Source organism: Burkholderia sp. AU17457 (genome assembly GCF_002223255.1).
GTDB classification, from domain to species: domain Bacteria; phylum Pseudomonadota; class Gammaproteobacteria; order Burkholderiales; family Burkholderiaceae; genus Burkholderia; species Burkholderia sola.
On the sequence record NZ_NKFB01000008.1, the window covers coordinates 411,661 to 434,864 of the forward strand.

At 69.5% G+C, this 23,204-nt stretch carries 29 protein-coding genes; 19 read left to right on the forward strand and 10 right to left on the reverse strand.

The features are described from left to right. Positions 1–3 precede the first annotated feature (3 nt). Entirely contained in the window at positions 4–1,053 is a 1,050-nt protein-coding gene (locus CFB49_RS31795; RefSeq protein ID WP_089493354.1) for a sigma-54 interaction domain-containing protein, read from the reverse strand. 346 nt (positions 1,054–1,399) lie between these two features. Between CFB49_RS31795 and CFB49_RS31800 the strand changes: the two genes are divergently transcribed. Continuing rightward, positions 1,400–2,767, forward strand: coding sequence for a sigma-54-dependent transcriptional regulator (locus CFB49_RS31800; protein ID WP_069619106.1), 1,368 nt, complete (start codon positions 1,400–1,402; stop codon positions 2,765–2,767). Between the two features lie 17 nt (positions 2,768–2,784). Here the strand turns inward: CFB49_RS31800 and CFB49_RS31805 are convergent, their stop codons facing one another. Together CFB49_RS31805 and CFB49_RS31810 are read right to left on the reverse strand one after the other, a co-directional pair. Further along, complete coding sequence (locus CFB49_RS31805) at positions 2,785–3,708, reverse strand: glycosyltransferase family 2 protein (protein ID WP_089493355.1); 924 nt, start codon at positions 3,706–3,708, stop codon at positions 2,785–2,787. Continuing rightward, positions 3,687–4,382, reverse strand: a complete 696-nt coding sequence (locus CFB49_RS31810; RefSeq protein ID WP_089493723.1) for a PIG-L deacetylase family protein — start codon at positions 4,380–4,382, stop codon at positions 3,687–3,689. The genes CFB49_RS31805 and CFB49_RS31810 overlap by 22 nt, the downstream gene beginning before the upstream one ends. A gap of 119 nt (positions 4,383–4,501) precedes the next feature. On the opposite strand from CFB49_RS31810, the gene CFB49_RS31815 reads away from it, so the two are divergent. Then, positions 4,502–6,808: a hybrid sensor histidine kinase/response regulator gene (locus CFB49_RS31815; RefSeq protein ID WP_089493356.1), complete on the forward strand. Its 2,307-nt coding sequence runs from the start codon at positions 4,502–4,504 to the stop codon at positions 6,806–6,808. Positions 6,809–6,850: 42 nt separating this feature from the next. Here CFB49_RS31815 and CFB49_RS31820 read toward each other — a convergent pair whose 3' ends face one another. Beyond that, entirely contained in the window at positions 6,851–7,897 is a 1,047-nt protein-coding gene (locus CFB49_RS31820) for a UDP-glucuronic acid decarboxylase family protein (RefSeq protein ID WP_089493357.1), read from the reverse strand. Next, positions 7,897–9,216 carry a glycosyltransferase family 4 protein gene (locus CFB49_RS31825; protein WP_089493724.1) on the reverse strand — a complete coding sequence of 440 codons (1,320 nt, stop codon included), beginning with the start codon at positions 9,214–9,216 and terminating at the stop codon, positions 7,897–7,899. Before CFB49_RS31825 ends, CFB49_RS31820 begins: the two co-directional genes overlap by 1 nt. Before the next feature lie 244 nt (positions 9,217–9,460). Between CFB49_RS31825 and CFB49_RS31830 the strand changes: the two genes are divergently transcribed. From CFB49_RS31830 to CFB49_RS31860, 7 genes are all read left to right on the forward strand, one after another. Continuing rightward, on the forward strand, positions 9,461–9,862 hold the full coding sequence (locus CFB49_RS31830) for a BON domain-containing protein (protein ID WP_069619209.1): 402 nt from the start codon (positions 9,461–9,463) through the stop codon (positions 9,860–9,862). Between the two features lie 30 nt (positions 9,863–9,892). Further along, on the forward strand, positions 9,893–10,921 hold the full coding sequence (locus tag CFB49_RS31835) for an SDR family oxidoreductase (RefSeq protein WP_069619101.1): 1,029 nt from the start codon (positions 9,893–9,895) through the stop codon (positions 10,919–10,921). 27 nt (positions 10,922–10,948) lie between these two features. Beyond that, the gene (locus CFB49_RS31840; protein ID WP_069619100.1) at positions 10,949–11,248 is read left to right on the forward strand and encodes a DUF2795 domain-containing protein; all 300 of its coding nucleotides are present in this window, start codon (positions 10,949–10,951) and stop codon (positions 11,246–11,248) included. 61 nt (positions 11,249–11,309) lie between these two features. After that, entirely contained in the window at positions 11,310–11,876 is a 567-nt protein-coding gene (locus CFB49_RS31845) for a hypothetical protein (RefSeq protein ID WP_069619099.1), read from the forward strand. Between the two features lie 127 nt (positions 11,877–12,003). Continuing rightward, complete coding sequence (locus CFB49_RS31850; RefSeq protein WP_089493358.1) at positions 12,004–12,861, forward strand: SDR family oxidoreductase; 858 nt, start codon at positions 12,004–12,006, stop codon at positions 12,859–12,861. Between the two features lie 34 nt (positions 12,862–12,895). Beyond that, on the forward strand, positions 12,896–13,510 hold the full coding sequence (locus CFB49_RS31855; protein ID WP_089493359.1) for a DUF4142 domain-containing protein: 615 nt from the start codon (positions 12,896–12,898) through the stop codon (positions 13,508–13,510). A 59-nt stretch (positions 13,511–13,569) separates the two neighbouring features. Beyond that, on the forward strand, positions 13,570–14,181 hold the full coding sequence (locus tag CFB49_RS31860; RefSeq protein WP_069619096.1) for a hypothetical protein: 612 nt from the start codon (positions 13,570–13,572) through the stop codon (positions 14,179–14,181). 94 nt (positions 14,182–14,275) lie between these two features. Here the strand turns inward: CFB49_RS31860 and CFB49_RS31865 are convergent, their stop codons facing one another. Both CFB49_RS31865 and CFB49_RS31870 read right to left on the reverse strand, forming a co-directional pair. After that, positions 14,276–15,580: an NRAMP family divalent metal transporter gene (locus CFB49_RS31865; protein WP_089493360.1), complete on the reverse strand. Its 1,305-nt coding sequence runs from the start codon at positions 15,578–15,580 to the stop codon at positions 14,276–14,278. After that, positions 15,577–16,245 carry a UdgX family uracil-DNA binding protein gene (locus CFB49_RS31870; protein ID WP_089493725.1) on the reverse strand — a complete coding sequence of 223 codons (669 nt, stop codon included), beginning with the start codon at positions 16,243–16,245 and terminating at the stop codon, positions 15,577–15,579. Before CFB49_RS31870 ends, CFB49_RS31865 begins: the two co-directional genes overlap by 4 nt. Before the next feature lie 233 nt (positions 16,246–16,478). On the opposite strand from CFB49_RS31870, the gene CFB49_RS31875 reads away from it, so the two are divergent. Further along, positions 16,479–16,958, forward strand: a complete 480-nt coding sequence (locus CFB49_RS31875; RefSeq protein WP_089437720.1) for a response regulator — start codon at positions 16,479–16,481, stop codon at positions 16,956–16,958. A gap of 130 nt (positions 16,959–17,088) precedes the next feature. Here CFB49_RS31875 and CFB49_RS31880 read toward each other — a convergent pair whose 3' ends face one another. The 3 genes from CFB49_RS31880 to CFB49_RS31890 form a co-directional block, all read right to left on the reverse strand. After that, a complete protein-coding gene (locus CFB49_RS31880) occupies positions 17,089–17,571 on the reverse strand; it encodes a PRC-barrel domain-containing protein (RefSeq protein ID WP_050013988.1) in 483 nt (160 codons plus the stop codon). Positions 17,572–17,662: 91 nt separating this feature from the next. Next, complete coding sequence (locus CFB49_RS31885; RefSeq protein WP_027786011.1) at positions 17,663–18,094, reverse strand: CBS domain-containing protein; 432 nt, start codon at positions 18,092–18,094, stop codon at positions 17,663–17,665. Between the two features lie 88 nt (positions 18,095–18,182). After that, on the reverse strand, positions 18,183–18,437 hold the full coding sequence (locus CFB49_RS31890; RefSeq protein WP_069619093.1) for a hypothetical protein: 255 nt from the start codon (positions 18,435–18,437) through the stop codon (positions 18,183–18,185). Positions 18,438–18,620: 183 nt separating this feature from the next. Here CFB49_RS31890 and CFB49_RS31895 point away from each other — a divergent pair, with 183 nt between their 5' ends. From CFB49_RS31895 to CFB49_RS31935, 9 genes are all read left to right on the forward strand, one after another. Continuing rightward, complete coding sequence (locus CFB49_RS31895) at positions 18,621–18,923, forward strand: hypothetical protein (protein ID WP_089493361.1); 303 nt, start codon at positions 18,621–18,623, stop codon at positions 18,921–18,923. 203 nt (positions 18,924–19,126) lie between these two features. After that, a complete protein-coding gene (locus CFB49_RS31900; protein WP_069619206.1) occupies positions 19,127–19,369 on the forward strand; it encodes a hypothetical protein in 243 nt (80 codons plus the stop codon). Next, positions 19,366–19,677, forward strand: a complete 312-nt coding sequence (locus CFB49_RS31905) for a hypothetical protein (RefSeq protein WP_069619091.1) — start codon at positions 19,366–19,368, stop codon at positions 19,675–19,677. The genes CFB49_RS31900 and CFB49_RS31905 overlap by 4 nt, the downstream gene beginning before the upstream one ends. 50 nt (positions 19,678–19,727) lie before the next feature. Beyond that, positions 19,728–20,042, forward strand: a complete 315-nt coding sequence (locus tag CFB49_RS31910) for a hypothetical protein (RefSeq protein WP_069619090.1) — start codon at positions 19,728–19,730, stop codon at positions 20,040–20,042. A 66-nt stretch (positions 20,043–20,108) separates the two neighbouring features. Next, positions 20,109–20,618, forward strand: coding sequence for a ferritin-like domain-containing protein (locus tag CFB49_RS31915; RefSeq protein ID WP_069619089.1), 510 nt, complete (start codon positions 20,109–20,111; stop codon positions 20,616–20,618). Between the two features lie 229 nt (positions 20,619–20,847). Next, on the forward strand, positions 20,848–22,281 hold the full coding sequence (locus CFB49_RS31920; RefSeq protein ID WP_069619088.1) for an RNA polymerase factor sigma-54: 1,434 nt from the start codon (positions 20,848–20,850) through the stop codon (positions 22,279–22,281). A gap of 71 nt (positions 22,282–22,352) precedes the next feature. Beyond that, positions 22,353–22,541: a DUF3008 family protein gene (locus tag CFB49_RS31925; RefSeq protein ID WP_006498333.1), complete on the forward strand. Its 189-nt coding sequence runs from the start codon at positions 22,353–22,355 to the stop codon at positions 22,539–22,541. A gap of 46 nt (positions 22,542–22,587) precedes the next feature. Next, the gene (locus CFB49_RS31930) at positions 22,588–22,749 is read left to right on the forward strand and encodes a DUF1328 family protein (RefSeq protein ID WP_006498332.1); all 162 of its coding nucleotides are present in this window, start codon (positions 22,588–22,590) and stop codon (positions 22,747–22,749) included. Then, complete coding sequence (locus CFB49_RS31935) at positions 22,746–23,132, forward strand: DUF3022 domain-containing protein (RefSeq protein ID WP_089493362.1); 387 nt, start codon at positions 22,746–22,748, stop codon at positions 23,130–23,132. Before CFB49_RS31930 ends, CFB49_RS31935 begins: the two co-directional genes overlap by 4 nt. Positions 23,133–23,204: the final 72 nt, after the last annotated feature.

Consider the following 23,204-nt stretch of genomic DNA (forward strand, 5'->3'; position numbering starts at 1 on the left):
CGCTCATGGGGGCGGCGCGGGCGGCGAACTCGGCGCGCTGTTGCCGTTCGACGCATTCGTCGCCGTCGCCGTCGCCGCCGGCGCGTTGCCGCTGGCCGCATTGCGCTCGCTTTCGGGTAGCAGCGCGAGGCGGTTGTACAGCGTTTTCAGGCTGATGCCGAGCGCTTTCGCGGTGCGCGGCTTGTCGCCGTTGAAGTGCCGCAGCGACGCGACGATGAAGCGCTGCTGCGTATGCGCGAGCGTCGTGCCGATATGCAGCGTCATCGCGTTGTGGCGCACTTCCTCGCGCGGCGGCGGGCGGCGCGGCAATTGCAGTTCGATCTGCTCGTCGGCGAGGATGAACGCGCGCTCCAGCGCATTGCGCAGCTCGCGCACGTTGCCGGGCCACGTGTACGCGCGCAGCGCCTTCATCGCCTGCGTCGACAGGCGCTTCCTCGTGCGGTGCCGCGCGTTCAGCCGTTCGACGATTTGCAGCGCGATGTCGCCGACGTCGTCCTCGCGCTGCCGGAGCGCGGGCACGTGCAGCGCGATCGGCGCGATCCGGTAGAACAGGTCTTCGCGCAGCGTGCCGTTGCGCAAGGCCTCGACGGGATCGTGATGCGTGGCCGCGACGATTCGCACGTCGAGCGGAATCGCGTCGTGGCCGCCCACGCGCACGATCGTGTTGGTTTCGAGCGTGCGCAGCAGCTTGACCTGCAATTCGAGCGGCATTTCGGCGATCTCGTCGAGAAACAGCGTGCCGCCGCGCGCGGCTTCGAACATGCCCACATGTTGTGCAACGGCGCCCGTGAAGCTGCCTTTTTCGTGACCGAACAAGTGCGACTCCGCGATGTCTTTCGGAATCGCACCGCAATTGACGGGCACGAACGGCCCGCGCCGGCGCGGGCTCATGTCGTGAATGAGGCGGGCGACGATATCCTTGCCCGCCCCGCTTTCGCCGACCACCAGCACACTCACGCGGGTGGCGGCGACGCGCGACACTTTCAGCAGCAGATCCTGAATTGTTCGCGAACGGCCGAACAGTCGCGTGCCGTCATCGTCGGATTTCGACATGGAGTAGTAACCGGGTTGGGAAGTTTTGACCGAATATGTCGTGACCAGGTAAAAAACGACGTGGCATACGTCGTCTTTCACGTACTCAGAATACCTTTTATACCGATTCATCGACATTGAATCTGGCAATGCGGTTTACGGCGACAGATAGATTTATTCGATGAGCGACGAATGCGCGACACCGTTCTTCTATACTGCTAAGCACTCGTTTTCATTGCAGGACAGCTTGTCTGCCCGCTCGTGTGCAGCGTTGAAAATGCCGTCGCGAGCTCTGTGACGCGCATGGCGCCGCACGTGTCGCGGTGCCGGCCGACACTCGCGCCGGCCCGCATTACCAGGAGCCTCGATGCCTTACGTCCTGATCGTCGAAGACGACGCCGATACGCGAACGATGCTGGCCACGCTCGCACGCACGCAGCAACTCACGTGCGATACGGCCGCGACGCTTGAAGAAGCGCGCACGCTCGTCTCGACGCACACCCCCGATCTCGTGCTGTGCGACCTCGTGCTGCCCGATGGCAACGGGATGGATCTGTTCGACGCGTTGCCCAAGCGCGGGCATTGCGAAATGGTGTTGACCACCGGCCACGCGAGCCTCGAAACCGCGATCGATGCATTGCGGCGCGGCGCGTCCGATTACCTGGTGAAGCCGCTCAACATGCAGCGGCTGAACAGCATCTTCGCGCGCGTGCCGCGTACGACAGCCCTGCACGAGGAAATCGCGGAGTTGCGCTCGGAACTGCAGCGCCTCGGCCGCTTCGGCCGCATGCTCGGCAGCTCGCCCGCGATGCAGGCCGTCTACGACGCGATCGGCCGCGTCGCGCGCACCGAAGCGTCGGTGCTGCTCACCGGCGAATCGGGCACCGGCAAGGAGCTTGCCGCGCAAACCGTGCACGATCTGAGCCTGCGCCGCCGCGGCCCGTTCCTCGCGGTGAACTGCGGCGCGATCGCCGCGAACCTCGTCGAGAGCGAAATGTTCGGCCACGACCGCGGCAGCTTCACCGGCGCGGAACGTCAGCACAAGGGCTTCTTCGAACGCGCGGACGGCGGCACGCTGTTTCTCGACGAAATCACCGAGATGCCGCTCGAATCGCAGGTCAAGCTGCTGCGCGTGCTGGAAACGGGGCGTGTCACGCGGCTCGGCTCGACGCGCGAGATCGACGTCGACGTGCGCATCGTCGCCGCGACGAACCGCGACCCCGAAGCCGCGATGGCCGACGGCAAGCTGCGGCCGGACCTGTTCCACCGGATCAACGTGTTCCCGATCCCGCTGCCGTCGCTGCGCGAACGCGGCGACGACATCCCGATGCTCGCCGATGCGTTCCTGCAGCGCTACAACGAGGAGAGCGGCCGCAATCTGCGCTTCTCGCCGGCCGCGCGCGAAGCGCTGAAAACTTACGAATGGCCCGGCAACGTGCGCGAGCTGCGCAACTTCGTGCAGCGCGCGAGCATCTTCACCGATGCCGACGTGATCGACACGCTGCCGCCGCCGATCATGGACGAACTGTCCAGCATGGTCGACTCGCATGAAGATCGCGTGACGGTGCCGTTCGGCACGCCGCTCGAGGAAGTCGACCGCAAGCTGATTCTCGGCACGATCGCCCAATGCGGCGGCGTGAAGGCCCAGGCGGCCGAGGTGCTCGACGTCAGCCTGAAGACGATCTACAACCGCCTCGCGCAACTCGAAGACGAAGCGGAGAAGCCCGATTCCTGATGCCGCTACGACCGCGTTCATGTTTCGGTTCCGGCCTCGCGGCGCGGCTCGCGCTCGAGGCGGCGGCGCATGCGTTCGACGTGCGGCGGGATCGCGCGTCGTTCGCGCAGGATCCACGGCAGCCCGGCGAACGTGCGCACGAGCGCGCGTTCGCGGCGCAGCAGCGGCAGCATGCGCACCGTATGCAGCCACGCGGCGGCGGCCGGCCATCTGAGCCACGCGGTCCACACGGCGTTGCGAGCGGCGGTGCGCTCGCGCGCCGGCCGATCGCGCTGCGTCGACGGGTAGTGATGGACGGTGAGGCGCGGCGCATACACGAGCCAGTGCCCCGCGCGAGTCAGATCGAGCGCGAGCAGCGCTTCCTCGCCGCCGAGAAAGTAGCGCGGATGGTAGCCGCCCGCATGCACGAACGCGTCGCGCCGGAACGCGGTCGCGCCGGCCAGCAGCCCGAGGATCGGGCGGCCGGGCAGCGCGACCGGCGCGTCGAGCGGGCTGTCGGCCATCAGCCGGCAGGTCGGGTCCTCGCGCTCGTCGGGGCCGACCAGCACGCGCGCGGTGACGGCCGCGACGTGCGGATACGCGTCGAGCAGGTTCGCGGCTTCGGCGATCGAACCGGGCGCCCACCACGTGTCGTCGTCGCAGAACGCGACGTAGCGCGTGCGGGCGACGTCGACACCGAGATTGCGGCCGGCCGCGCCGAGGTTGCCCGGCGCGTGCACAAGCGCGACATGCGGAAAGCGCGCGAGGATCAGCGCGGCCGTCTCGGCGTCGGCGCCGTTGTCGACGACGACGATCGCCGGCCGGTCGGGCAGCGCGCACAGGTGTTCGAGCGTGCGCGCGAGTTCGGCGGCGCGCCGGCAGGTCAGCACGACGGCCGTTACGCGCGGCTCGGCCGGCGGCTGCGCGGTGCGCGCGGGCGTTACACGGACGTGACGTCGCATTCGAGTCGCCAGATCGTTTCGGGTTCGCGGAGAGCGGCGCGCATATGAGGCTCGAGCAGCGTCACCTGGCTTGCATACGCATCGACGGCGGCGGCTTTTGCGGCGACGCCGTCCGACCCGCTGCCGGCCGGCGCGGTGACCGGATGCGCGAGCCAGCCGCGTTCGCGCCAGCCCGACACGCGCCCGGCCATCAGCCCGTCGATGCGGCGATAGGGGATGTCCTCGTAGAAGCGCCAGACGTGCGACGCATCGTCGTCACGCAGCAGCGACAGCATGGCTTCCTGCACCTGCAGATGATCGCGGTGGAACAGGCCGGCCGGCGCGAGCACGCCGAAGCCCGGGTGCGCGTCGATCACGTCGGCTACGCGCGCCGCGATCGCGGCCGACGTAGTCGGTATGCCGTACTGATCGTCGAGGAAGTCGAGCCACACGGGGCGGGCGTCGAGCAGCGCGAGCGCGCGGCGGTCTTCGTCGCGGCGCGCGCGCATCGCTTCGTCGGCGTGGCGAAACCCCGCGCGGCGATCCCACGGCGGCGCGGGCATGCCGCGCGGCGGAATCCCCGCGAACACGGTGACGACGATCGAGCCGGGCGCCTGCGCGAGCAGTTGCCCGCAACTGAAGACGGCATCGTCGAGATGCGGCGAGACGACGAGCCAGCGTGTCGGGTCGGGCATGACGTGAAGATCTCCATCGTGAGCGGCCGGGCCGCCGGTGCCGATCGGCCAGCATGTGCCGTGCCCGCCGGCGGCGCCCCGGCCGGCCGCCGTCGACTGTCCCCGCAGGAGCGTGTTCAATGATCGAAATTGCACGGCCGCAGGCCGGAAATTACGCAACGGCCGTGATGCTGGTCGCGATCGCGACCGTGCTGCAGACGCTCGCGATCCGGTTCGGCGGCGTGAATCTGCCGTTCGTGCTGTATTACCCGCTGCTCGCCGGCGCCGCGTGGGCGACGTCGTTCGTGTTCGGCATCGTGTCGACGGTGGTCAGCGGGCTGCTCGTCTGGACGCTGTTCCTGTCCGACCCGGCCGCCTATCCGGCGCCGCTGCCCGACCGGCTCGTGCAGCTCGGCACGTTCATGCTGATCGGTGCGCTGGTTTGCGCGGTTGCATCGATGCTGCATCACACGCGGCTCACGAACGATCGCGCCCGCCGGCGCGAGGCGGCCGCGCGCCGACAGCTCGAGGCCGTGCTGGGCGCGCTGCCGCATGGCGTGATCGCGACCGATACGCAAGGACGGCTCACGTATCTCAACGCAGCCGGGGCCGAACTGGTCGGCTGCCGGCCGGACGAGGCGCTGGGGCGGCCGGCGCGCGACGTGCTGCGGATCGTCGATCACGAAGGCCGCCGCGTGCCGACCACGCCGCTCGATCACGCGCTCGGCGGCGCCGAGGCGACGTCCGACCGGCACTGGCTGAAGGCCGGCAGCGGCGATCCGGTGCCGATCGTCGCGGTCGCGTCGCCCATCGGCGATGCGGACGGCAACGTCGACGGCGCGGTGCTGCTGCTGCGCGATGCCGGCGCGGACCGTGCACGCGTCGACGCGTCGCGGCTGCAGCATGCGGTCGTCGAGGCCTCGCCGGACGCGATCGTCGGGATCGACGCCGACGGCCGCATCGCGAGCTGGAATCCGGCTGCGCGGCGGATCTTCGGCTACGACGAGGCCGACGCGCGCGGCCGGCGGTTCGATACGCTGATCGCGCGGCGCTGGCTGCGGCTCAACCCGCTCGCCGAATCGTTCGACGCGATGCACGAGCCGGTCGGGCCACTCGAACTGCTGTGCGTGCGGCGCGACGGCCGGCGCTTTCGTGCGATGGTTTCGGCGTGCCCGGTGCAGGGCGACGCGCGTGCGTGCGTCGCGCTGTCGCTGACGCTGCACGAAACCGGCGCGCAGCGCCGCCGCGACCTGCGGGCGCAGCGTTCGTTGCAGGGTGCGCGCGACGAGCGCGACCAGGCCGACACGTCGAACCGGCTGAAGGACGAGTTGCTGGCCACGGTGTCGCACGAACTGCGCACGCCGCTGAACGTGATCTACGGATGGATCGAGGTGCTGCGCAATACGGGCGACCAGGCGCTGCAGCATCAGGCGATCGACGCGATCGACCGCAGCGCGCGCTCGCTCACGCGGATGGTCGGCGACATCCTCGACGCGTCGTCGCTCGCGACCGGCAAGCTGCGACTCGATGCGACGCCAGTCGACGTCGTGCGGCTGTTCTCCGACCAGGTCGGCACGTTCCAGACCGCCGCGTCGTCGGCCGGCATCCTGCTCGAATTCGACTGCGACGCGTCCGCATGCATCGTGTCCGGCGACGCCGAGCGATTGCGCCAGATGCTGTCCAATCTCATCTCGAATGCATTGAAATTCACGCCGACCGGCGGCAGCGTGACGGTCGGGCTCGCACGCGACGACAAGCATGCGGTGTTGACCGTCGTCGATACCGGGCAGGGCATCGCGACGGAATTCGCGCCGTACGTGTTCGACATGTTCCGCCGCGCGGACGATTCGCCCGCGTCGCCGCGGCGCGGGCTCGGTCTCGGCCTGTCGATCGTGCGGCACATCGCGGAACTGCACGGCGGCCGCGTGAGCGTCACGAGCGCGGGCCGCGATCGCGGCACGACGTTTACGGTGACGCTGCCGGTCGGATGGCAGCCGGGCGGCGCGATGGCGTGGGGCATCGTGCAGGGGAGCGGCCGCCGCGACGCGCTCGTGCTCGACACGCACCGCATCCTGATCGTCGACGACGATGCGACCACGCGGGCGAGCCTCACGGCCGCGCTGACCACGTTCGGCGCAACCGTCGCGATCGCATCGTCGGGCCGCGAGGCGCTCGCGATGGCGGCCGACATGCGCCCGACGGTCGTCCTGTCCGATCTCGCGATGCCGGACGGCGACGGCTTCTGGCTGCTGGACGCATTGCGGCGCGGCACGATGAACGGCGACGGCCGCCCGCTCGACGTGCGCGTGCTGGCCGTCACCGCGCACGCGGGGCTCGCCGACGAACGCCGTGCGCTGGAGGCCGGTTTCGACGGCTACCTGTGCAAGCCCGTCGACGTGCGCGAACTCGCGTACAAGATCGCGCACGTGACGAAGCGGGACGACTGACGCGCGGCGCGTAGCGGCGGCGTCAGGTCGCGTCGGATCGCATCAAGTGGTCGGCGCCGGCCGGTTCTGCGTGTGGACCTGCGCGAGCAGATGCGACGCGATGCGCGTGCTGCGCACGAGGTCGCCGGGCGCGTGGTGCGTGACCTGGCGTTGAATGAAGTAGCGCGCGGTGTGCGCGAGCCCGTTCGCGAACGTCGTCGTCGCGCGCCAGCCGAGCCGCTTCTGCGCGGCGGCCAGATTCGGCCGCCGCTGGCGCGGATCGTCGGACGGCAGCGGCCGGAACTCGATCGGTACGTTGGCACCGACGATCCGCACGACTTCGCGTGCGACGTCGATCATCGCGATCTCGACGTCGCTGCCGAGATTGACCGGCTCGCTCGCGTCGCCCGGTTCGTCCATCAGCCGGATCAATGCGTCGATCATGTCATCCACGTAGCAGAACGAGCGCGTCTGCTTGCCGTCGCCGTACACGGTCAGCGGCTGTTCCGCGAGCGCCTGCGTGACGAAGTTCGACACCACGCGCCCGTCGGCCGGGTGCATGCGCGGGCCATAGGTATTGAAGATCCGCGCGATCCGCACGTCGACGCCGTACTGGCGGTGATAGTCCGCGAACAGCGTTTCCGCGCAGCGCTTGCCTTCGTCGTAGCACGCGCGGATGCCGGTCGGATTGACGCGGCCGCAATAGTGCTCGTCCTGCGGGTGGACGTCGGGGTCGCCGTACACCTCGCTCGTCGACGCTTGCAGAATCCGCGCCTTCACGCGTTTCGCGAGGCCGAGCAGGTTGATCGCGCCGTGCACGCTGGTCTTCGTCGTTTGCACGGGGTCGCGCTGGTAGTGGACGGGCGACGCCGGACACGCGAGGTTGTAGATCTCGTCGACTTCGACGTAGAGCGGAAACGTCACGTCGTGCCGCATCAGCTCGAAGTTCGGCGCATCGAGCAGGTGCGCGATGTTGTCCTTCGCGCCCGTGTAGAAATTGTCGACGCACAGCACGTCGTGTCCGTCCGTCACCAGGCGTTCGCACAGATGCGAGCCCAGAAAGCCGGCGCCGCCGGTGACGAGCACGCGTTTTCGATCGTAGCCCTTCATTACGTATTCTCCTTGCGGTGTGCGAGCACGCCTCGCGTGGTGGCGACCGGCGTGCGCCGGCCGGTGCCGGCCGACGTACCGGCGCGCTGCGGGTGGGCGACGTCGCGGTAGATGTCGACGAGCCGGTCGGCGACGCCTTGCCACGTGTAGAAGCGATGCGCGCGCAGGTAGCCGGCGCGGCCGAGCGCCGCGCACAGCTCCGGTTGCGCCCGCAGTTGCACGAGGCGCGCGGCCAGCGCGGCGGGGTCGCGCGGCGGCACGAGATAGCCGGTGGTGCCGTCGTCGACTGTCGTGCGGATGCCGCCGACGTCGCTGCCGATCACCGGCGCCGCGCACGCCATCGCCTCGACCGGCGTGATGCCGAATGGCTCGTACCACGGCGTCGTCACGAACACGTCGGCCGCGCTGTAGTACAGGTGCAGCGCGTCGCGATCGCGCCGGCCGACGAAGGTCACGCGATTCGCGATGCCGAGTTCGTGCGCGAAGGCGGCGAGCCGCGCGAGTTCCGGATCGCGCGCGGGGTCGGGCGTCGGCTGGCTGCCGCCGACGACGTACAGGTGCGTCGGCCGTTGCGGGTCGCGCGGCATGCGCGCGAGCGCATCGATCACGGTGTCGATGCCCTTGCGCGGCACGAGGCGGCCCAGCTGCAGTATGACGAATGCGTCCAGCGGCCAGCCCAGCCGCGCGCGCGCATCGACGCGCGGCACCGGCCGGAATTCCCGTGCATCGAAGCCGCAGGGCACGATCTCGATCCGCGCGGTATCGGCGCGATAGTGCGTCGTCAGGTCGAGCGCATCCTGCGGGCATTCGGCGATCAGGCGGTCCGAGCGGCGCGCGAGCGTGTCCTCGATCGCGAAGCGCGCGTCGGGGAAGCCGTCGGCCGTGCCCTGGTGCAGCCGCCGCACGCGCCCGAGCGCATGGAACGTCGTGACGAGCGGAATGCCGAGCGCCTTTTTCACGCGCAACGCGGCTTCGCCGGACATGAAGAAGTTCGCGTGCATCACGTCGACCGGGTCGGGCTCGCGCCGCATGCGCGCGATCATGTATTGCGCGAACGCGCCCATGTACGGCAGCAGCCGCTCCTTGGGCACGTCGGTCGGCGGCCCGGCCGGCACGTGGATCACCCGCATGCGCGCCCCGATCGGCACCACTTCCGGCAAATGGGGATTGTCGCAGCGCGTGTAGACGTCGACGTCGAGGCCGCGCTCCGCGAGCTGCTTTGCGACGTTCGCGACATAGATGTTCTGACCGCCGGCATCGACGCCGCCGATCACGCCCAGCGGCGATGCATGTTCACTGATCAACGCGATTCTCTGCATGGTATTGCTCCCGATATCGGGGCCGCGCACACGGGCCGCCGTCACCGGTCGCTCGGCAATCGGCATGCCCGCCGCATTGCGGGGAAAACCGCTTCCCCCTGTGCCGAAAAAATTACAACGCGTTGGATGAAAGGGCGTCTGATCGCGATGGCGCGCGTGCATGCGGCGCACGCGCCGCGGCACGCGATTTGCGCGACTTCTGCTCACCCGCCGGTTCGCCCGGCCCGATGAAAAGGAGGTCACGATGAAGGTATTCCAGCTGCAAGCCCACCCCCCGCGCATCCGCCGTCAACGCGCGCTGCGCACCGGCATGGCGGTCGCGATCGCCGCAGCCACCGCGTGCATGGTCGTCGCGCCGAACGCGGTCGCCGCCGGCGACGACGGCGCCGCATCGTCGTCCACGTCGTCGCATTCGAGCACCGGCACGAAGATCCGCGACGCGACGATCACCACCAAGGCGAAGGCCGAGCTGGTCGGCACGAGCGGCCTGTCGGCCGGCGACATCCACGTGAAGACGCGGCACGGCACCGTGACGCTCACCGGCAGCGTGCCCGACGAGCAGCAGCGCACCCAGGCCGTCAGCGTCGTGAAGCAGGTCGACGGCGTGCAGGACGTGCGCGACCAGTTGACCATCCGGCCCAAATAACCGCGACGCGACCGTAACAGGAGTCCAGCGATGAACTGCATGCTCAAACCGGTCGGCGAACAGACGATCGTGATCACCGGCGCGACGAGCGGCATCGGTCTCGTCACCGCGCGCAAGGCGGCACGGCGCGGCGCGAAGCTCGTGCTGTTCGCGCGCAACGAGGACGCGCTGAACACGCTGTGCGAGGAAATCCGCCAGCACGGCGGCCTCGCGGTGCCGGTCGCCGGCGACGTCGGCAACATCGAGGATCTGCAGCGCGCGGCCGCGGCCGCGGCCGACACGTACGGCGGCTTCGATACCTGGGTGAACAACGCGGGCGTGTCGATCTTCGGCACGGCGGCCACGGTGCCGCTCGAGGATCAGCGCCGGCTGTTCGACACCAACTACTGGGGCGTCGTGCACGGCTCGCTCGTCGCGTCCGATCATTTTCGGCGCAAGAGCGATTTCCACGGCGGCGCGATCATCAACATGGGCAGCGAGGCGTCCGACGCGCCGGTGCCCCTGCAAAGCGCGTACGTCGCGTCGAAGCACGCGGTGAAGGGTTTCACCGATTCGCTACGGCTCGAGATGGAAGCCGATCACCTGCCGGTGTCCGTCACGCTGATCAAGCCGGCCGCGATCGACACGATGTTCGTGATGCACGCGAAGAACTACATGAACGTCGAGCCGAAGCTGCCGCCGCCGATCTACGACCCCGATCTGGTGGCCGACGCGATTCTGTTCGCGGCCGCGCATCCGCGCCGCACGCTGTTCGTCGGCGGCGCCGCGAAGTTCACGTCGGCCAGCGCGTATCACGCGCCGCGGCTGTTCGATCGCGTCGCGGCCACGCTGTTCTCGCGCGGCCAGCGCACGGTGCGACCCGCACGGCCGCGCGACGACAACGCGCTGTACGACTCGCGCCACGCGCTGCACGAGCGCGAAGGCATGGAAGGGCCGGTACTGCGCAGCTGTGCGTACAACTCGGTGGTGCAGCGCCCGAAGGTCGCCGGCGCGGTCGCGCTCGGCGCGGCGGCGCTGGTGTTTGCCGCGTTCGCGCGGGCGCGACGGTCGTCCGCGTGATTTCGTTCATTTTCCAAGGAGGCTTTCATGACATCCCGACAACATACGGGCCACGAATACAGCCACTCGCGCGCGCACGAAGGCGAGCGCACGCAGCAGGACCACGACAAGGGCGGCCATCAGTCCGGCCACGGCAAGCCGCCGAGCCCCGTCGACGTGCAGAAGGCGCTGAAGGGGATGGACTATCCGGCGAGCAAGTCGGACGTCGTGCAGTGCGCGGAACGCTCGCATGCGGACCGCGAGGTGCTCGACATGCTGCGCAGGATTCCCGAGCGCGAATACGACACGCCGGCATCGGTATCGAAGGAACTCGGGCGGCTGATGTAAGCGTCGCCCCGTCGCGCCGCGTGCGTGCGCGCGCGGCGCACCCATCACGAGGAGCACGACCATGGCGATGATCGTCGCAGGCCGTTTCACGACGTTCGATGAAGCGGAAGGTGGGGCGCGTCACCTCTACGAGCGCGCGTTCGGGCCCGACGACGTGTCGATCTTCTTCCTGAACCCCGGCGGCCAGCACGCGCGCTTCCCGATCGGTGGCGACGTGTACGCCGACACGGCGGCGAAGCCGGGCGGGCGCGGCGCGATGGTCGGCGCGATGCGCGGGCTGCTGATCGGCGTCGTGATCGGATTGATCGTGTATGCGCTCGGCCTGCGCTACTGGTTCGTGCCGGCCGCCGCCGCGCTGGCCGGCGCGTATCTCGGCGCGTTCGGCGGCGCGCTCGGCCGGATGCGCGGCGAGCAGGCCGAAGGCAAGGGCACGCTCGCGCAGAGCGAAACGGGCGTGATCCTCGCCGCGCGCGTGACGCCCGACACCGCGACGGCCGCGGAAGAGGTCCTGCGCGCGACCGGCGCGAAGTCGATCGAGCGCGTCGAAGGCGACTGGCAGGACGGCGAATGGCGCGATTTCGATCCGGTGCGCCGACCCGACGAAGCCGCGTCCCGCAGCCCGCGCTGAATACGCCCTTTTTCCAAACGCTTGCAACGCCGACCGCCACCATCCGGCCGCCGCGTGCGCGCCGGCGTGCGCCGCACGCGGCACGCCGCTTGCGCAGCATCGGCGGCACCCGTTCAAGGAGGAACCCATGACCACCGCACAGACTCCACCGCCGCAGAAACAGGCGCAGCAGCCGGGCACCGAACGCGACATGCATCCGAAGCCGCGCGACGAAGCGGCCGACTACGTCGGCAGCGGCAAGCTCGCGGGCAAGGTCGCGCTGGTGACGGGCGGCGACAGCGGGATCGGCCGCGCCGTGGCGATCGGCTTCGCGAAGGAGGGCGCGGACGTCGCGATCGTCTACCTGAAGGAATCCGACGACGCCGCGCATACGAAGCGGTTGATCGAGCAGGCGGGCCGCCGCTGCGAAGCGATCGCCTGCGACGTCGGCGATCGCCGGCAGGCGCGCGACGCGGTGGCGCGTACGGTCGAGCGGCTCGGCCGGCTCGACGTGCTCGTCAACAATGCGGGCGAGCAGCATCCGCAGCCGGGCATCGAGGAGGTGTCCGAGGAGCAGCTCGAACGCACGTTCCGCACGAACGTGTACGGGATGTTCTTCTGCACGCAGGCCGCGCTGGCGCACATGAAGCAGGGCGGGCGCATCGTCAACACGGCGTCGGTCACCGCGTATCACGGCAACCCGAAACTGCCCGACTACTCGGCGACCAAGGGCGCGATCGTCGCCTTCACGCGCTCGCTGTCGATCGAACTGGCCGAACGCGACATCCGCGTGAACGCGGTCGCGCCGGGGCCGATCTGGACGCCGCTGATTCCGTCGACGTTCACGCCCGAGCAGGTCGCGAAATTCGGCTCGAACGTGCCGCTCAAGCGGCCGGGCCAGCCGGACGAACTGATCGACTGCTACGTGCTGCTCGCGTCGGACGGTGCGAGCTACATGACCGGGCAGACATTGCATCCGAACGGCGGCTCGATCGTCGGCGGCTGATGGCCGTTTCCATGCAAGCACAAGGAGAAAGCAGATGAGACAACCCCACTGGACGATCGCGGCGCTCGCCGCCGGCGTGTTCGCCGTGTCGGGGCTCGCCCGCGCGCAGATGCCGAGCGAGCCTCCCGCGTCGAATTCGCACGTGCCGGGCGGCGTGATCAACCCGTCGTCGGGCGCGGCCGGCGCAGGCGACCCCGGCATCGCGAAAGCGCCGAAGGGCGCCGACGCGGAGTTCGTCGACAAGGCCGCGATGGCCGGCAAGGCGGAAGTGCAGGCGAGCCAGCTCGCGCTGAAGCAGGCGCAGTCGCCGGACGTGCGGGCGTTCGCGAAGCGGATGGTCGCGGACCATGGCAAGGCGAACGCGAAGCTCAGTGAAATCGCGGCGCGCAAGGGCATGAAGCCGCAGGTCGAACAGCTGTCGGATCCCGACGTGCAGGCACTGCGCGGCAAGAGCGGGCGCGACTTCGACACCGCGTATCTGGCGGCGGCCGGCCCCGATGCGCACAAGAAGGCGGTTGCGTTGTTCGAAGACGAAGCGCGCGACGGCAAGGATGCGCAACTGCGCGCATTCGCCAAATCCACGCTGCCGACGCTCAAGCATCACCTGAGCATGGCGGAGACGGTCGCACGCAAGGTGGGCGCGCAATAACGCGCGCCCGGTTCCACCCCTGGGCCGCACGGGCGGCCCGCTTTTTCGGAGAAGCAGTCATGGCCCAACGGCAATCGAAGCACGAAGGTATCCTCGAACTGCTCTGCCAGGCATACGAAACCGAGCTTGGCGGCGCGAAGATCTACGAGGCCGCGCTCCAGTGCGCGACCGACGAGGACCTGCACAAGGAATGGGAGAAGTACCACCGCGAGACGATGCATCACCAGGAGGTGCTGCGCAAGGTATTCGACACGCTCGGCCTCGATCCCGATGCGCAATCGCCGGGGCGCGCCGCGGTGGCGGCGACCGGCGAGTCGCTGGTGCGGGTGATCGAACAGGCGAAGAAGCAGGCCGACCCGGCCGTCGCGCAGGTCGTCGCGGCCGAGTGCGTGGTGCTGGCCGAAACCAAGGATCACCTGAACTGGGAGCTGATCGGCTACGCGGCCGACCAACTGCCCGACAGCGACGCGGCGAAGGCGCTGAAGGCCGCGCACGACGAGGTCGAGGCCGACGAGGATCATCACCTGTATCACACGCGTGGCTGGGCGCGTGAAATGTGGATCGAGTCGATGGGCTTCAAGGCGGTGCTGCCGCCGCCGGAAGAAGTGAAGAAGGTGGAGTCCGCCGCCGATGCGGCGCGTGCCGAGCGCTCGCGCGGCAAGATGATGTAACGCCGGGCAGGCGGGCGGCGGCACGTGCGGCGCCGCCCCCTTGCCGGTTCATCAGGTTGCGTACGCAACCGTCTACCGATCCCGCCTGAATGCCTCACGTCAGCACGTCGACGATCATCGTCGCCACCGACACCGCCATCAGCGCCACCGCCAGCCAGCCCAACAGTTTCGATACCGGGCCGCTGCCCGGCTGGCCGGCCGCATCGCGCTTCCGCGACAGCAGCATCACGAACACGAGCATCGGCACCGCCGCGACGCCGTTGAGCACGGCGCTCCAGTACAGCGCGCGGATCGGGTCGATCGGACTGAAGCAGATCGCGATGCCGACGATCACGCACAGCGCGAGCACCGTGTAGAACGCGGGCGCGCGCCGCACCGGCTCGTTCAGCCCTTCGCGGAACCGCCACGCTTCCGCGCAACCGTAGGCCGCGCTACCCGCGAACGCCGGAATCGCGAGCAGCCCGCAGCCGACGATGCCGAACGCGAACACCAGGAACGCGGCTTCGCCGGCGATCGGTCGCAGGGCCTCGGCGGCCTGCGCGGTGCTGGCGAGGTCGTGCCGTCCGCGCGCGAAGAACACGGCCGCGCCGACCACCATGATGCAGAACGACACCGCGTTGGTCACGATCATCCCGGTCCACGTGTCGAACGTAATGCGCTGTTCGGTCTCGCGGCGCGCGGCCGGCGCGCATGACGTGTCGCCGTTGCGGCGCTCCGCCTGGGTCTCCTCGACCTCGAGCGCGGCCTGCCACACGAACAGGTAGGGGCTGAGCGTCGTGCCGAGCACCGCGACCGCGGTCGTCGCATAGTCGTGCGTGAACGAAATCCGCGGCAGCGCGATCGCATGCAGCAGATTGCCCCAGTTGACGTGCACGAAGCCGAGTTCGATCACATACGCGAGCAGGCCGAGCGTCATCCATTTGAGCCAGCGCGCGTAGCGCTCGTAGGACATCAGTACCTGCAGCCCGAGCGACGCCAGGCCGTATACCGGCGCATACCAGTAGCTGCGGCCGCCGACGACGAGCGCCGTCGCATCGCCCATCGCCGCGAGATCGGCGCCGACGTTCACGACGTTGACGATCACGACCATCGCGATCAGCGTCTTCGCGATGCGATCGGAGAAGTGTTCGCGGATGCCGGCCACCAGCCCTTCGCGATTGCGTCGCCCGATGAACGCCGCCGCGAGCTGCACGGCGACCATCATCGGCAGCGTGACGACGATCATCCACAGCATGTTGAAGCCGAACTGGCTGCCGGCCTGCGCGTAGACGGCGACGTTGCTCGGATCGGCGTCGGACGCGCCCGCGAGCAGACCCGGGCCGAGCCGCCGATACCACGGTTTCGCGGCGCGCGGCGGCGCGTCGGCCGCCGGCCGCGCGTCTTCGTCCAGCCCGCTCATCCGGCGTCCCCGTGCGACGGGCGCCCGCCGCCGTGGCGCCGCTCGCGGGCGAGGCGCGACGCGGTGCGCAGTGCGTCGACCAGCGTGCGGTATGCGTGTTCGCGGGAGTCGGCGCCGCGGGTGCGCAGCACGTACGACGGGTGATAGGTCGCGACGACGAGCCGGCCGTCGTCGGTGCGCACCGGGGCGCGCGTGCGCTCCAGCGTCGCGTCGTTGTCCTGCAGCACCGCGCGGAGCGCCGTCGCGCCGAGCGCAACCACCACGCGCGGCTGGACGGCTTCGAGCTCGCGCTCGAGCCAGTAATGGCACGCGGCCACTTCGCGCTGCGCGGGGGTCTTGTGCAGCCGCCGCTTGCCGCGCGGTTCCCATTTGAAGTGCTTGACCGCATTCGTCAGGTAGACGTGCGAGCGTTCGATCCCGGCCTCGTCGAGCGCGCGGTCGAGCATGCGGCCGGCCGCGCCGACGAACGGCTGGCCCGCGCGGTCCTCCTGGTCGCCCGGCTGCTCGCCGACCAGCATGATCGGCGCGTCGACGGGCCCGGCGCCCGGCACCGGCTGCGTCGCGTGCTCCCACAGCGCGCAGCGGCGGCACGCGTCGAGCGTGGCCGGCGCATCGTCATCGGTCGGCGTCGTCGGTGCCTGGCGGTCGGGCGTTTTGCGCGTCATGCGGCCGCTCCGGCGCAGGCCGAACGGGCGGCGCGCCGCGCTCGCGCGGAACATGCCGGCGTGCGTGCTGTCGCACGCGGTGAGGGAAGCAAACCGGAAGATCGAAGCCGCATCGTGCGCATGAAAGACTCCTGTGTCGACGATGCGAAAGAGACAGCAACCGGTATGCCGCATGCAGTCGGAATGGGCGCGCGCCTTGCGTGGCAAACCCGTCCAACGACAGGAGAAGCACGATGCAACCCGAACCCGGCGACGATCCGGCCGCCGACGACGTGCTGTTGTGGCGCGCGCCCGACAGCGTGCCGCGCCGCCCGCGTCGCGTGCTGGTCGTCGACGACTATCGCGATGCGGCGGACGCGCTGCGCCTGCTGCTGGAGGCGCGCGGCTTCGAGTGCCGGGTCGCCGACGATCCGTTCGCCGTGTGCGACGTCGCGCGCGACTGGCAGCCGTTCGCGGTCGTGCTCGACATCGCGATGCCGGGCCTCGACGGGCTGCAGCTCGCGGCGCGGCTGCGCGGCGATCCGCAAACGTCGGACATGCTGCTGGTCGCGTGCAGCGGGCTCGTGTCGCGGCGCGATTGGGAACGGGCGAAGGAAGCCGGCTTCGACGCGCACTGCGCGAAGCCGCTGACGCCGCACCGGCTGCTCGGCTACCTCGAATCGGCGAGCGGCGGCGCGGTGAGCCCCGACGAGGACGTTACACGATCCTTGTAAAAAGGCCGGCGGCGCGCCGGACGCGGCATCCGCCGCGGCGCGAGGACAAAAAAATGCCCCGCGGGCGCGGGGCGTATCGAACGGATGTGGAACGCAGGCGCCGGCGGACCGGCGCCGCGTCAGGGTGCGCTCAGTGACGCCCGCGCGTGCGGGGATCGTCGAGGTCCTCGGTCGGATCGGTCAGCCCGAGTTCGTCGCCGGCGCTCCAGTACGGCGTGCTGCCGTAGAACTCGTGCAGCGGCTCGGCCCATTGCGGATCGGCCATTGCCGGCCAGTGGTCCTTGTCGAACCCCGGCGCATTGCGGATCCGCTCGGACGAGACCGACAGCAGGAAGCACTTGCGTTCGGTGTCGAGCGTCAGCGCGCTCCACGGAATGGCGTGCAGCTTGTCGCCGATGCCGAGGATGCCGCCGCTCGACAGCACCGCATACGCGATGCGGCCCGAGCGCACGTCGAGCATGATGTCCTTGATCTTGCCGACATCGTCGCCGTCGGTCGTATAGACCTTGTCGCCTTCCAGCGTATCGGCCGCCATCACGTCGGGGCCGGGGCCGGCCGCCGTCGCGGCGCCCTTGCCGATGATGCGGGTCTGACCTTGATCGGAAGTCTGCATGGTTTCCTCCTGGCTGCGTGGGGCGCGACCGTGCCCGGGGGCGGGCCCTGCGGGTCGCGCGGGTTGTCGAGGCGGAGCGGGAATCGCCCCGTCACGTCTGCTTCGGTTGCGACACGCCTTCCAGCGTGTTCGCGACGTCGTCGCGCTCGGGACTGGCCGTGCGCGTCGCGATGTCGGCAAGCGACAGCATGCCTACCAGTCGCTTGTCGTGATCGACGACGGGCAGCCGGCGCAGTTGCGCGTCGGCCATGTAGTGCTGGATCTCGTCCAGCGAATCGTCGTCGAAGCACCATTCGATCGGACCGGATGCAACCTCGTGGACTCGCGTCTCCGGCGGCTTGCCGGCCGAGATCGCGCGCACCGCGAGGTCGCGGTCCGTCACCATCCCGATCAGCCGGTTGTTGTCGCACACGGGCAGCGCGCCGATGTCGTAGCGCTCCATCAGTTGGGCGGCGTGACGGATCGAGTCGGTCGGTGCGATCCGCACGACGTCCTGCGACATGATTTCGTTGACGCGATGCATGAAATTCTCCTTGCGGGTGGGTGAAGCAATGTGCCGATGCGGCCCCTGCGATCCAGCAAACCGCATGCCGTGCACGCGGTTCGTCTCGTCACTTGTCGTCACGTTTGCGCTTGTCCTCCCACGGCCCGCCGTCGTGCGTGCCGGGCGGCGTGTCGGGCTCGATGCGCGTGACGCCGCCGGTCGCGGGCGGATCGCTCGCCGGAAACGTGTCCTCCAGCTGCTTGTCGATATGGCGCTCCGAATGGCGCGTGCGCGTGTGGTCCTGGTCCTTCAGCGGGGGTTGCGGGTCGGGCTGCCGCTCGCGCGCCGGTGCGTCGTGGCCGTGCCGGGTCGAATCCTTCATGGCGGTGCTCCGTATGGGTGACGAGGAGCCGCCGGTGTCGCAACCCGCGTGCCCGCTCCGCACGCCCGGCACGCGACTTGCCACTGCGACCGCGACGACCACGAAGACGACCACGAAGACGACCACGACGACACAGCGCAGCAGGGGCGCCTGCCGCGCGCCCATCGAGCAGGAGGCACGACGATGATTCCGAAACGACGACCAGGGGTGCGCTACGAAATCAATGTATGCGGCGGCGGATTCGATTCGGTGAAAAGCCATTTCGATATGTGGAAGCATGAACCGCTGATCTACCGGCCCGAGCGCCGGATGTTCGAAGGCAAGGCCGACGTGCGGCGGCTCGGCGACGAGACGTTCGGCGCGACCGAACCCGCGCGCTTCGCGCTGCAGTGCGCATGCGAGCCGTCGGATCCGTATGCGCTCGCGGCGCGCGTGCGCGACGACGGCCGCGAGCTGTGGCTCGTGATGGCCGCGTACGACGCGTAGCGGCGTGCTTGCAAGATTTGCAGCGAGCGGTGTAGCGAATGCATGGCGTTTCGCGCGCGACGGAGCGGCTGCGTATCGAACCCCGCAGATCCGAGCCCGATCCGTCCGCGCGGACGATATGAACGGACGGCATGCGGCTTGCGAATCGTCGCTACGCGGCGCGTTGCGCCGATCCCGATCCGAACCCGCAACGAGGAATGCCGATGACACACGAACCCGCGCAGTGGCTGCAACGGCCCGAACCGCCATTGCCCGACATCGAGCCGGACCCCGGGCCGCCCGATCCCGACGACGTGCCGCCGGACATGCCCGAACCGTACCGGGAGCCGGAGGGCGATCCGCCCGGGCATGCGCCGCCGGAACGCGATCCGCCGTCGCCGGAGCCGCCGGTGCGCGCGCGGCCGGCGGGTGCGATGCCGCCGATACGAAGGGAGGGCCTGCAATGAGCATCCGCGTGAAACCCGGCATGCTGCGGGACATCGCCGAAACGCTGGGCCGCCATTTCGAGGCGCGCGCGATGCCGTTTCATGTCGAGGAGCACCCGGCCGGCGCATTGCATATCGGCTTTCGCGTCGATGGCCATCCGGCGTCGCTGACCGTGACGTTCGACGCCGACGCGTTCGCCGCGCTCGAACAGGCCGACATCGATCGGCAACGGGGCACGCTCACGCGCGTCGCGGCCGAGTTCGACACGATGATGGCGCGCCGCGCACCGACCGCGTACGCAGGCGATTTCCACTTCAACCGGCTCTGAGCGGTGCCGCCACGGCGTAGCCCGGAGCCGTCGATGCCAGGGAGGATTCGATGAACACGATCCAGACGTTACGCGCGGGCGCCTGTGCGTTCGCCGCGGCGTGCGCGCTGGGCGCATGCACGCAACCGGCCAGCGGCCCGTACGGTACGCGCGCGGCGCCGCCCGCGCCGCCCGACGGCCGCGGCGCGCAGTCGACCACGACGATGCCGGACGCGAACACGCGTTACGACACGCGTCCGTCGCCGGGCAACACGATGCCGCCGGGCACGACCGTCGGCGAACCGGTCGACGTGCCGCCGCCGGGCCCGAACGGCACGCAGGGCGACCAGCCGCTGCCGGGCACGCCGCCGCCGATGCAGTACTGACGGGACGCCTCGCGGGGACGCGCCGCGTCACGGCATGCCGCACCGCGATGCGGCCGGAGGAACGCGATGGCGAATCAGCATGAGCACCTGGAGGACTGGCTGCGCGATGCGTACGCGATGGAGCGCCAGGCCGAGACGATGATCGACGCGCAGATGAGGCGGGTTGGCCACTATCCGCAATTGCAGGACCGGCTGCGGCTTCATCTCGACGAGACGCTCGGCCAGCAGGCGCTCGTCGAAGCGTGCCTGATGCGGCTCGGCACGTCGCCGTCGGCGACCAAGGATCTCGCCGCGCGCGTCGCCGCGTACGGACAGATCGCGAGCGGCATGCTCGCGGATGACGAGGTCGTGAAGACGGCGCTCGCCGCTTACGCGTTCGCGCAACTCGAGATCGCCGCGTACACGGCGCTCGTCGCGGCCGCGCAAGCAGCGGGCGAAGACGAAATCCGCGCGTGTTGCGAGCGGATCCTGCAGCAGGAACGCGACATGGCCGCGTGGCTGCTCCGCCATCTGCCCGAGTTGACGACCGCTTTTCTCGATCGTTCGGCGGTCGACCGCATCGACGCAAAACGCTAGCCGTGCGGCCGTCGGGCAGCTGTCGGCAGGCGTCGTTTCCCGCGAGCGAAATACGTGCCCCCTAACTTGCCCCCGGCTTGTAAAAAAGCGGCTCTCGCATGCGGCGAAACGGGGCGCGAACCCGCGAGAACCGCGTCGTAGCGCGCTTTACGCGACTGGCATGGAAGCTGCATGACGTCCGGTAGAAGACCTACCGCGAACCCGCGAACCCAACGTCAGGAGGCTTTCGATGCCCGTCTCGCTTGCGCTGCAGATGCGACAGCATCTGGCACTTACGCCGAGGCTCCAGCAGTCGCTCCGGCTGCTTCAGTTGTCCTCGCTCGAGTTTCAACAGGAATTGCGCCAGGCGCTCGACATGAACCCGTTTCTGGAAGACGGCCAGGGCGACGACGAAACCGCTGCGCCGACCGCCGAGCAGCCGCCCGAGGCGGCCGCGCCCGACGCGGCGCCCGAGCGCGACGACATCCGTCCGCCGGACGGCGAGGTGCCGTTTACGGCCGCGCCCGCGCCGCGCGGCACGAGCCGTCAGGGCGACGACGCCGACGGCTTGTCGCCGGGCGAATGGATGGCCGCGGAGCCGTCGCTGCATCAGCAGCTGCACGATGCGCTGCGGCTCTATCCGCTCAACAAGCGCGACCGCGAAGCCGCGCGCCTCGTGATCGATGCGCTGGACGACGACGGCTATCTGCGTCAGGAACTGCCCGAACTGCTGGTTGCCGCCGATCCGGCCTTGCTGCTGTCGGAGCAGGATCTGGCGGTCGCGCTGCGGCTCGTGCAGATGCTCGACCGGCCGGGCATCGCCGCCCGCTCGTTGTCCGAGTGCCTGGTGCTGCAGCTCGACGCGATTCCGGCCGGCACGCCGGCGCTCGCGGAAGCGAAGGCGATCGCACGCGAGCATCTCGAGCGGCTCGCGCGCCGCGAGACGGCAGAGATCCAGCGGCGCCTCGGCTGCAACCCGCAGACGCTGCAGGCGGCTTGCGCGCTGGTGCGCGGGCTCGATCCGCGCCCCGGCAATCACTACGGCAGCACGCGCGGCGACTACGTGGTGCCCGACGTGATCGTGCGCCAGGTGCGCGACGAGTGGATCGTGACGATCAATCCGGCCGTGCTGCCGCGCGCCCGCTTGCACGAGCGCTATGCGACGCTGTTCGCGCAGTCGAGCGGCGAACGCGATTCGCCGCTCGGCCAGCAACTGCAGGAAGCGCGCTGGCTGATCCGCAACGTGCAGAAGCGCTTCGACACGATTCAGCGCGTGGGCGAATGCATCGTCGCGCGCCAGCGCGATTTCTTCCGCTACGGCGAGATCGCGATGAAGCCGCTCGTGCTGCGCGACATCGCGGAAGAGCTCGACCTGCACGAATCGACCGTGTCGCGCGCCACCGGCAACAAGTACATGGCCACGCCGCACGGCACCTTCGAGTTCAAGCATTTCTTCCCGCGCAAGCTCGAGGCGGCGGGCAAGGGCGTGTGTTCGGCGTCGGCCGCGAAGGTGCTGATTCGCGACATGATCGCGGCCGAGCGGCATACCGACCCGCTGTCCGACGTCGCGCTCGCGGAGAACCTCGCGGGCCGCGGCATTCTTCTTGCGCGTCGAACGGTGACCAAGTATCGCCAGGCGATGAAGATTCCGCCGGCCGACCTGCGGCGTCGCGACGCCGCGTGACGGCCTCATTGTTCCAACCCGCGCGTGCCGCGCGTTGCGTCGGCTCGCGCGCCAACGAGAGGAGCGCAACCATGCCAGCCAAATCCCAGGCTCAGCAGCGCGCCGCCGGGGCCGCGCTGTCGGCCAAGCGCGGCGACACGAAAATGAAGGACCTGAAGCCGCCGTCGAAATCGATGGCCAAGTCGATGAGCGAGAAAGAGCTCGAGAAAATGGCTTCGACGCCCACGCACGGCAAACCGAAACACAAGCACGATGCGTGATCGGCGCCGACGTTTAGTGACGACCGCTGTCATCCAGGAGGGTTCCATGCTTCGATACGCCATCATCTTCTTCGTCATCGCGATCATTGCCGCCGTGTTCGGCTTCGGCGGCATCGCGGCCGGTGCGGCCGAGATCGCGAAGATCCTGTTCTACATCTTCGTCGTGATCTTCCTGGTCACGCTGCTGCTCGGGGTCGTGCGCCGATGACGGTCACGCCCGACCGGTCGCAGCGCGTCGCGGAACTCGAGCACGCGTTCGCGATCGGTTTTCCGTCGCAGTCGACCGTCGTCGTGCACGCGGACGACGCGTCCGGGCGGCTGACGATCCACGTTTCGTGGGTGCGCGTGCCGTCCGAGGAGGACGCGCGCGAATGGCGCTGCACGGTCGACATGCGGTTCGACGCGGACGTGATCGAACGCTACGCGACGCTCGACGGGGCCGACCGGCTGCGCGTGCGCACGCAGCTGTGCGACCGCGCGCGGCGCGCGGTGGACGAGCACAAGCCGCGCGTCGAGGACACCGCGATCGAATGCAACGTCGCGCTCGACGTGACGGCCGCGGAATTCGACGCTGCGCTGCGCGCGCCCTGACGCCGCCGCCGGCCCGGGGCCGTTCGCGGCGCGCCGGGCCGGCTTTCCGTGCCGTCCGCACGCGCGCGCCGC

Coding starts and splice junctions, on each gene's coding strand:
- CFB49_RS31795 (WP_089493354.1), bottom strand. CDS start 1,053: ATGTCGAAATCCGACGATGACGGCACGCGACTGTTCGGCCGTTCGCGA.
- CFB49_RS31800 (WP_069619106.1), top strand. CDS start 1,400: ATGCCTTACGTCCTGATCGTCGAAGACGACGCCGATACGCGAACGATG.
- CFB49_RS31805 (WP_089493355.1), bottom strand. CDS start 3,708: ATGCGACGTCACGTCCGTGTAACGCCCGCGCGCACCGCGCAGCCGCCG.
- CFB49_RS31810 (WP_089493723.1), bottom strand. CDS start 4,382: ATGCCCGACCCGACACGCTGGCTCGTCGTCTCGCCGCATCTCGACGAT.
- CFB49_RS31815 (WP_089493356.1), top strand. CDS start 4,502: ATGATCGAAATTGCACGGCCGCAGGCCGGAAATTACGCAACGGCCGTG.
- CFB49_RS31820 (WP_089493357.1), bottom strand. CDS start 7,897: ATGAAGGGCTACGATCGAAAACGCGTGCTCGTCACCGGCGGCGCCGGC.
- CFB49_RS31825 (WP_089493724.1), bottom strand. CDS start 9,216: ATGCAGAGAATCGCGTTGATCAGTGAACATGCATCGCCGCTGGGCGTG.
- CFB49_RS31830 (WP_069619209.1), top strand. CDS start 9,461: ATGAAGGTATTCCAGCTGCAAGCCCACCCCCCGCGCATCCGCCGTCAA.
- CFB49_RS31835 (WP_069619101.1), top strand. CDS start 9,893: ATGAACTGCATGCTCAAACCGGTCGGCGAACAGACGATCGTGATCACC.
- CFB49_RS31840 (WP_069619100.1), top strand. CDS start 10,949: ATGACATCCCGACAACATACGGGCCACGAATACAGCCACTCGCGCGCG.
- CFB49_RS31845 (WP_069619099.1), top strand. CDS start 11,310: ATGGCGATGATCGTCGCAGGCCGTTTCACGACGTTCGATGAAGCGGAA.
- CFB49_RS31850 (WP_089493358.1), top strand. CDS start 12,004: ATGACCACCGCACAGACTCCACCGCCGCAGAAACAGGCGCAGCAGCCG.
- CFB49_RS31855 (WP_089493359.1), top strand. CDS start 12,896: ATGAGACAACCCCACTGGACGATCGCGGCGCTCGCCGCCGGCGTGTTC.
- CFB49_RS31860 (WP_069619096.1), top strand. CDS start 13,570: ATGGCCCAACGGCAATCGAAGCACGAAGGTATCCTCGAACTGCTCTGC.
- CFB49_RS31865 (WP_089493360.1), bottom strand. CDS start 15,580: ATGAGCGGGCTGGACGAAGACGCGCGGCCGGCGGCCGACGCGCCGCCG.
- CFB49_RS31870 (WP_089493725.1), bottom strand. CDS start 16,245: ATGACGCGCAAAACGCCCGACCGCCAGGCACCGACGACGCCGACCGAT.
- CFB49_RS31875 (WP_089437720.1), top strand. CDS start 16,479: ATGCAACCCGAACCCGGCGACGATCCGGCCGCCGACGACGTGCTGTTG.
- CFB49_RS31880 (WP_050013988.1), bottom strand. CDS start 17,571: ATGCAGACTTCCGATCAAGGTCAGACCCGCATCATCGGCAAGGGCGCC.
- CFB49_RS31885 (WP_027786011.1), bottom strand. CDS start 18,094: ATGCATCGCGTCAACGAAATCATGTCGCAGGACGTCGTGCGGATCGCA.
- CFB49_RS31890 (WP_069619093.1), bottom strand. CDS start 18,437: ATGAAGGATTCGACCCGGCACGGCCACGACGCACCGGCGCGCGAGCGG.
- CFB49_RS31895 (WP_089493361.1), top strand. CDS start 18,621: ATGATTCCGAAACGACGACCAGGGGTGCGCTACGAAATCAATGTATGC.
- CFB49_RS31900 (WP_069619206.1), top strand. CDS start 19,127: ATGACACACGAACCCGCGCAGTGGCTGCAACGGCCCGAACCGCCATTG.
- CFB49_RS31905 (WP_069619091.1), top strand. CDS start 19,366: ATGAGCATCCGCGTGAAACCCGGCATGCTGCGGGACATCGCCGAAACG.
- CFB49_RS31910 (WP_069619090.1), top strand. CDS start 19,728: ATGAACACGATCCAGACGTTACGCGCGGGCGCCTGTGCGTTCGCCGCG.
- CFB49_RS31915 (WP_069619089.1), top strand. CDS start 20,109: ATGGCGAATCAGCATGAGCACCTGGAGGACTGGCTGCGCGATGCGTAC.
- CFB49_RS31920 (WP_069619088.1), top strand. CDS start 20,848: ATGCCCGTCTCGCTTGCGCTGCAGATGCGACAGCATCTGGCACTTACG.
- CFB49_RS31925 (WP_006498333.1), top strand. CDS start 22,353: ATGCCAGCCAAATCCCAGGCTCAGCAGCGCGCCGCCGGGGCCGCGCTG.
- CFB49_RS31930 (WP_006498332.1), top strand. CDS start 22,588: ATGCTTCGATACGCCATCATCTTCTTCGTCATCGCGATCATTGCCGCC.
- CFB49_RS31935 (WP_089493362.1), top strand. CDS start 22,746: ATGACGGTCACGCCCGACCGGTCGCAGCGCGTCGCGGAACTCGAGCAC.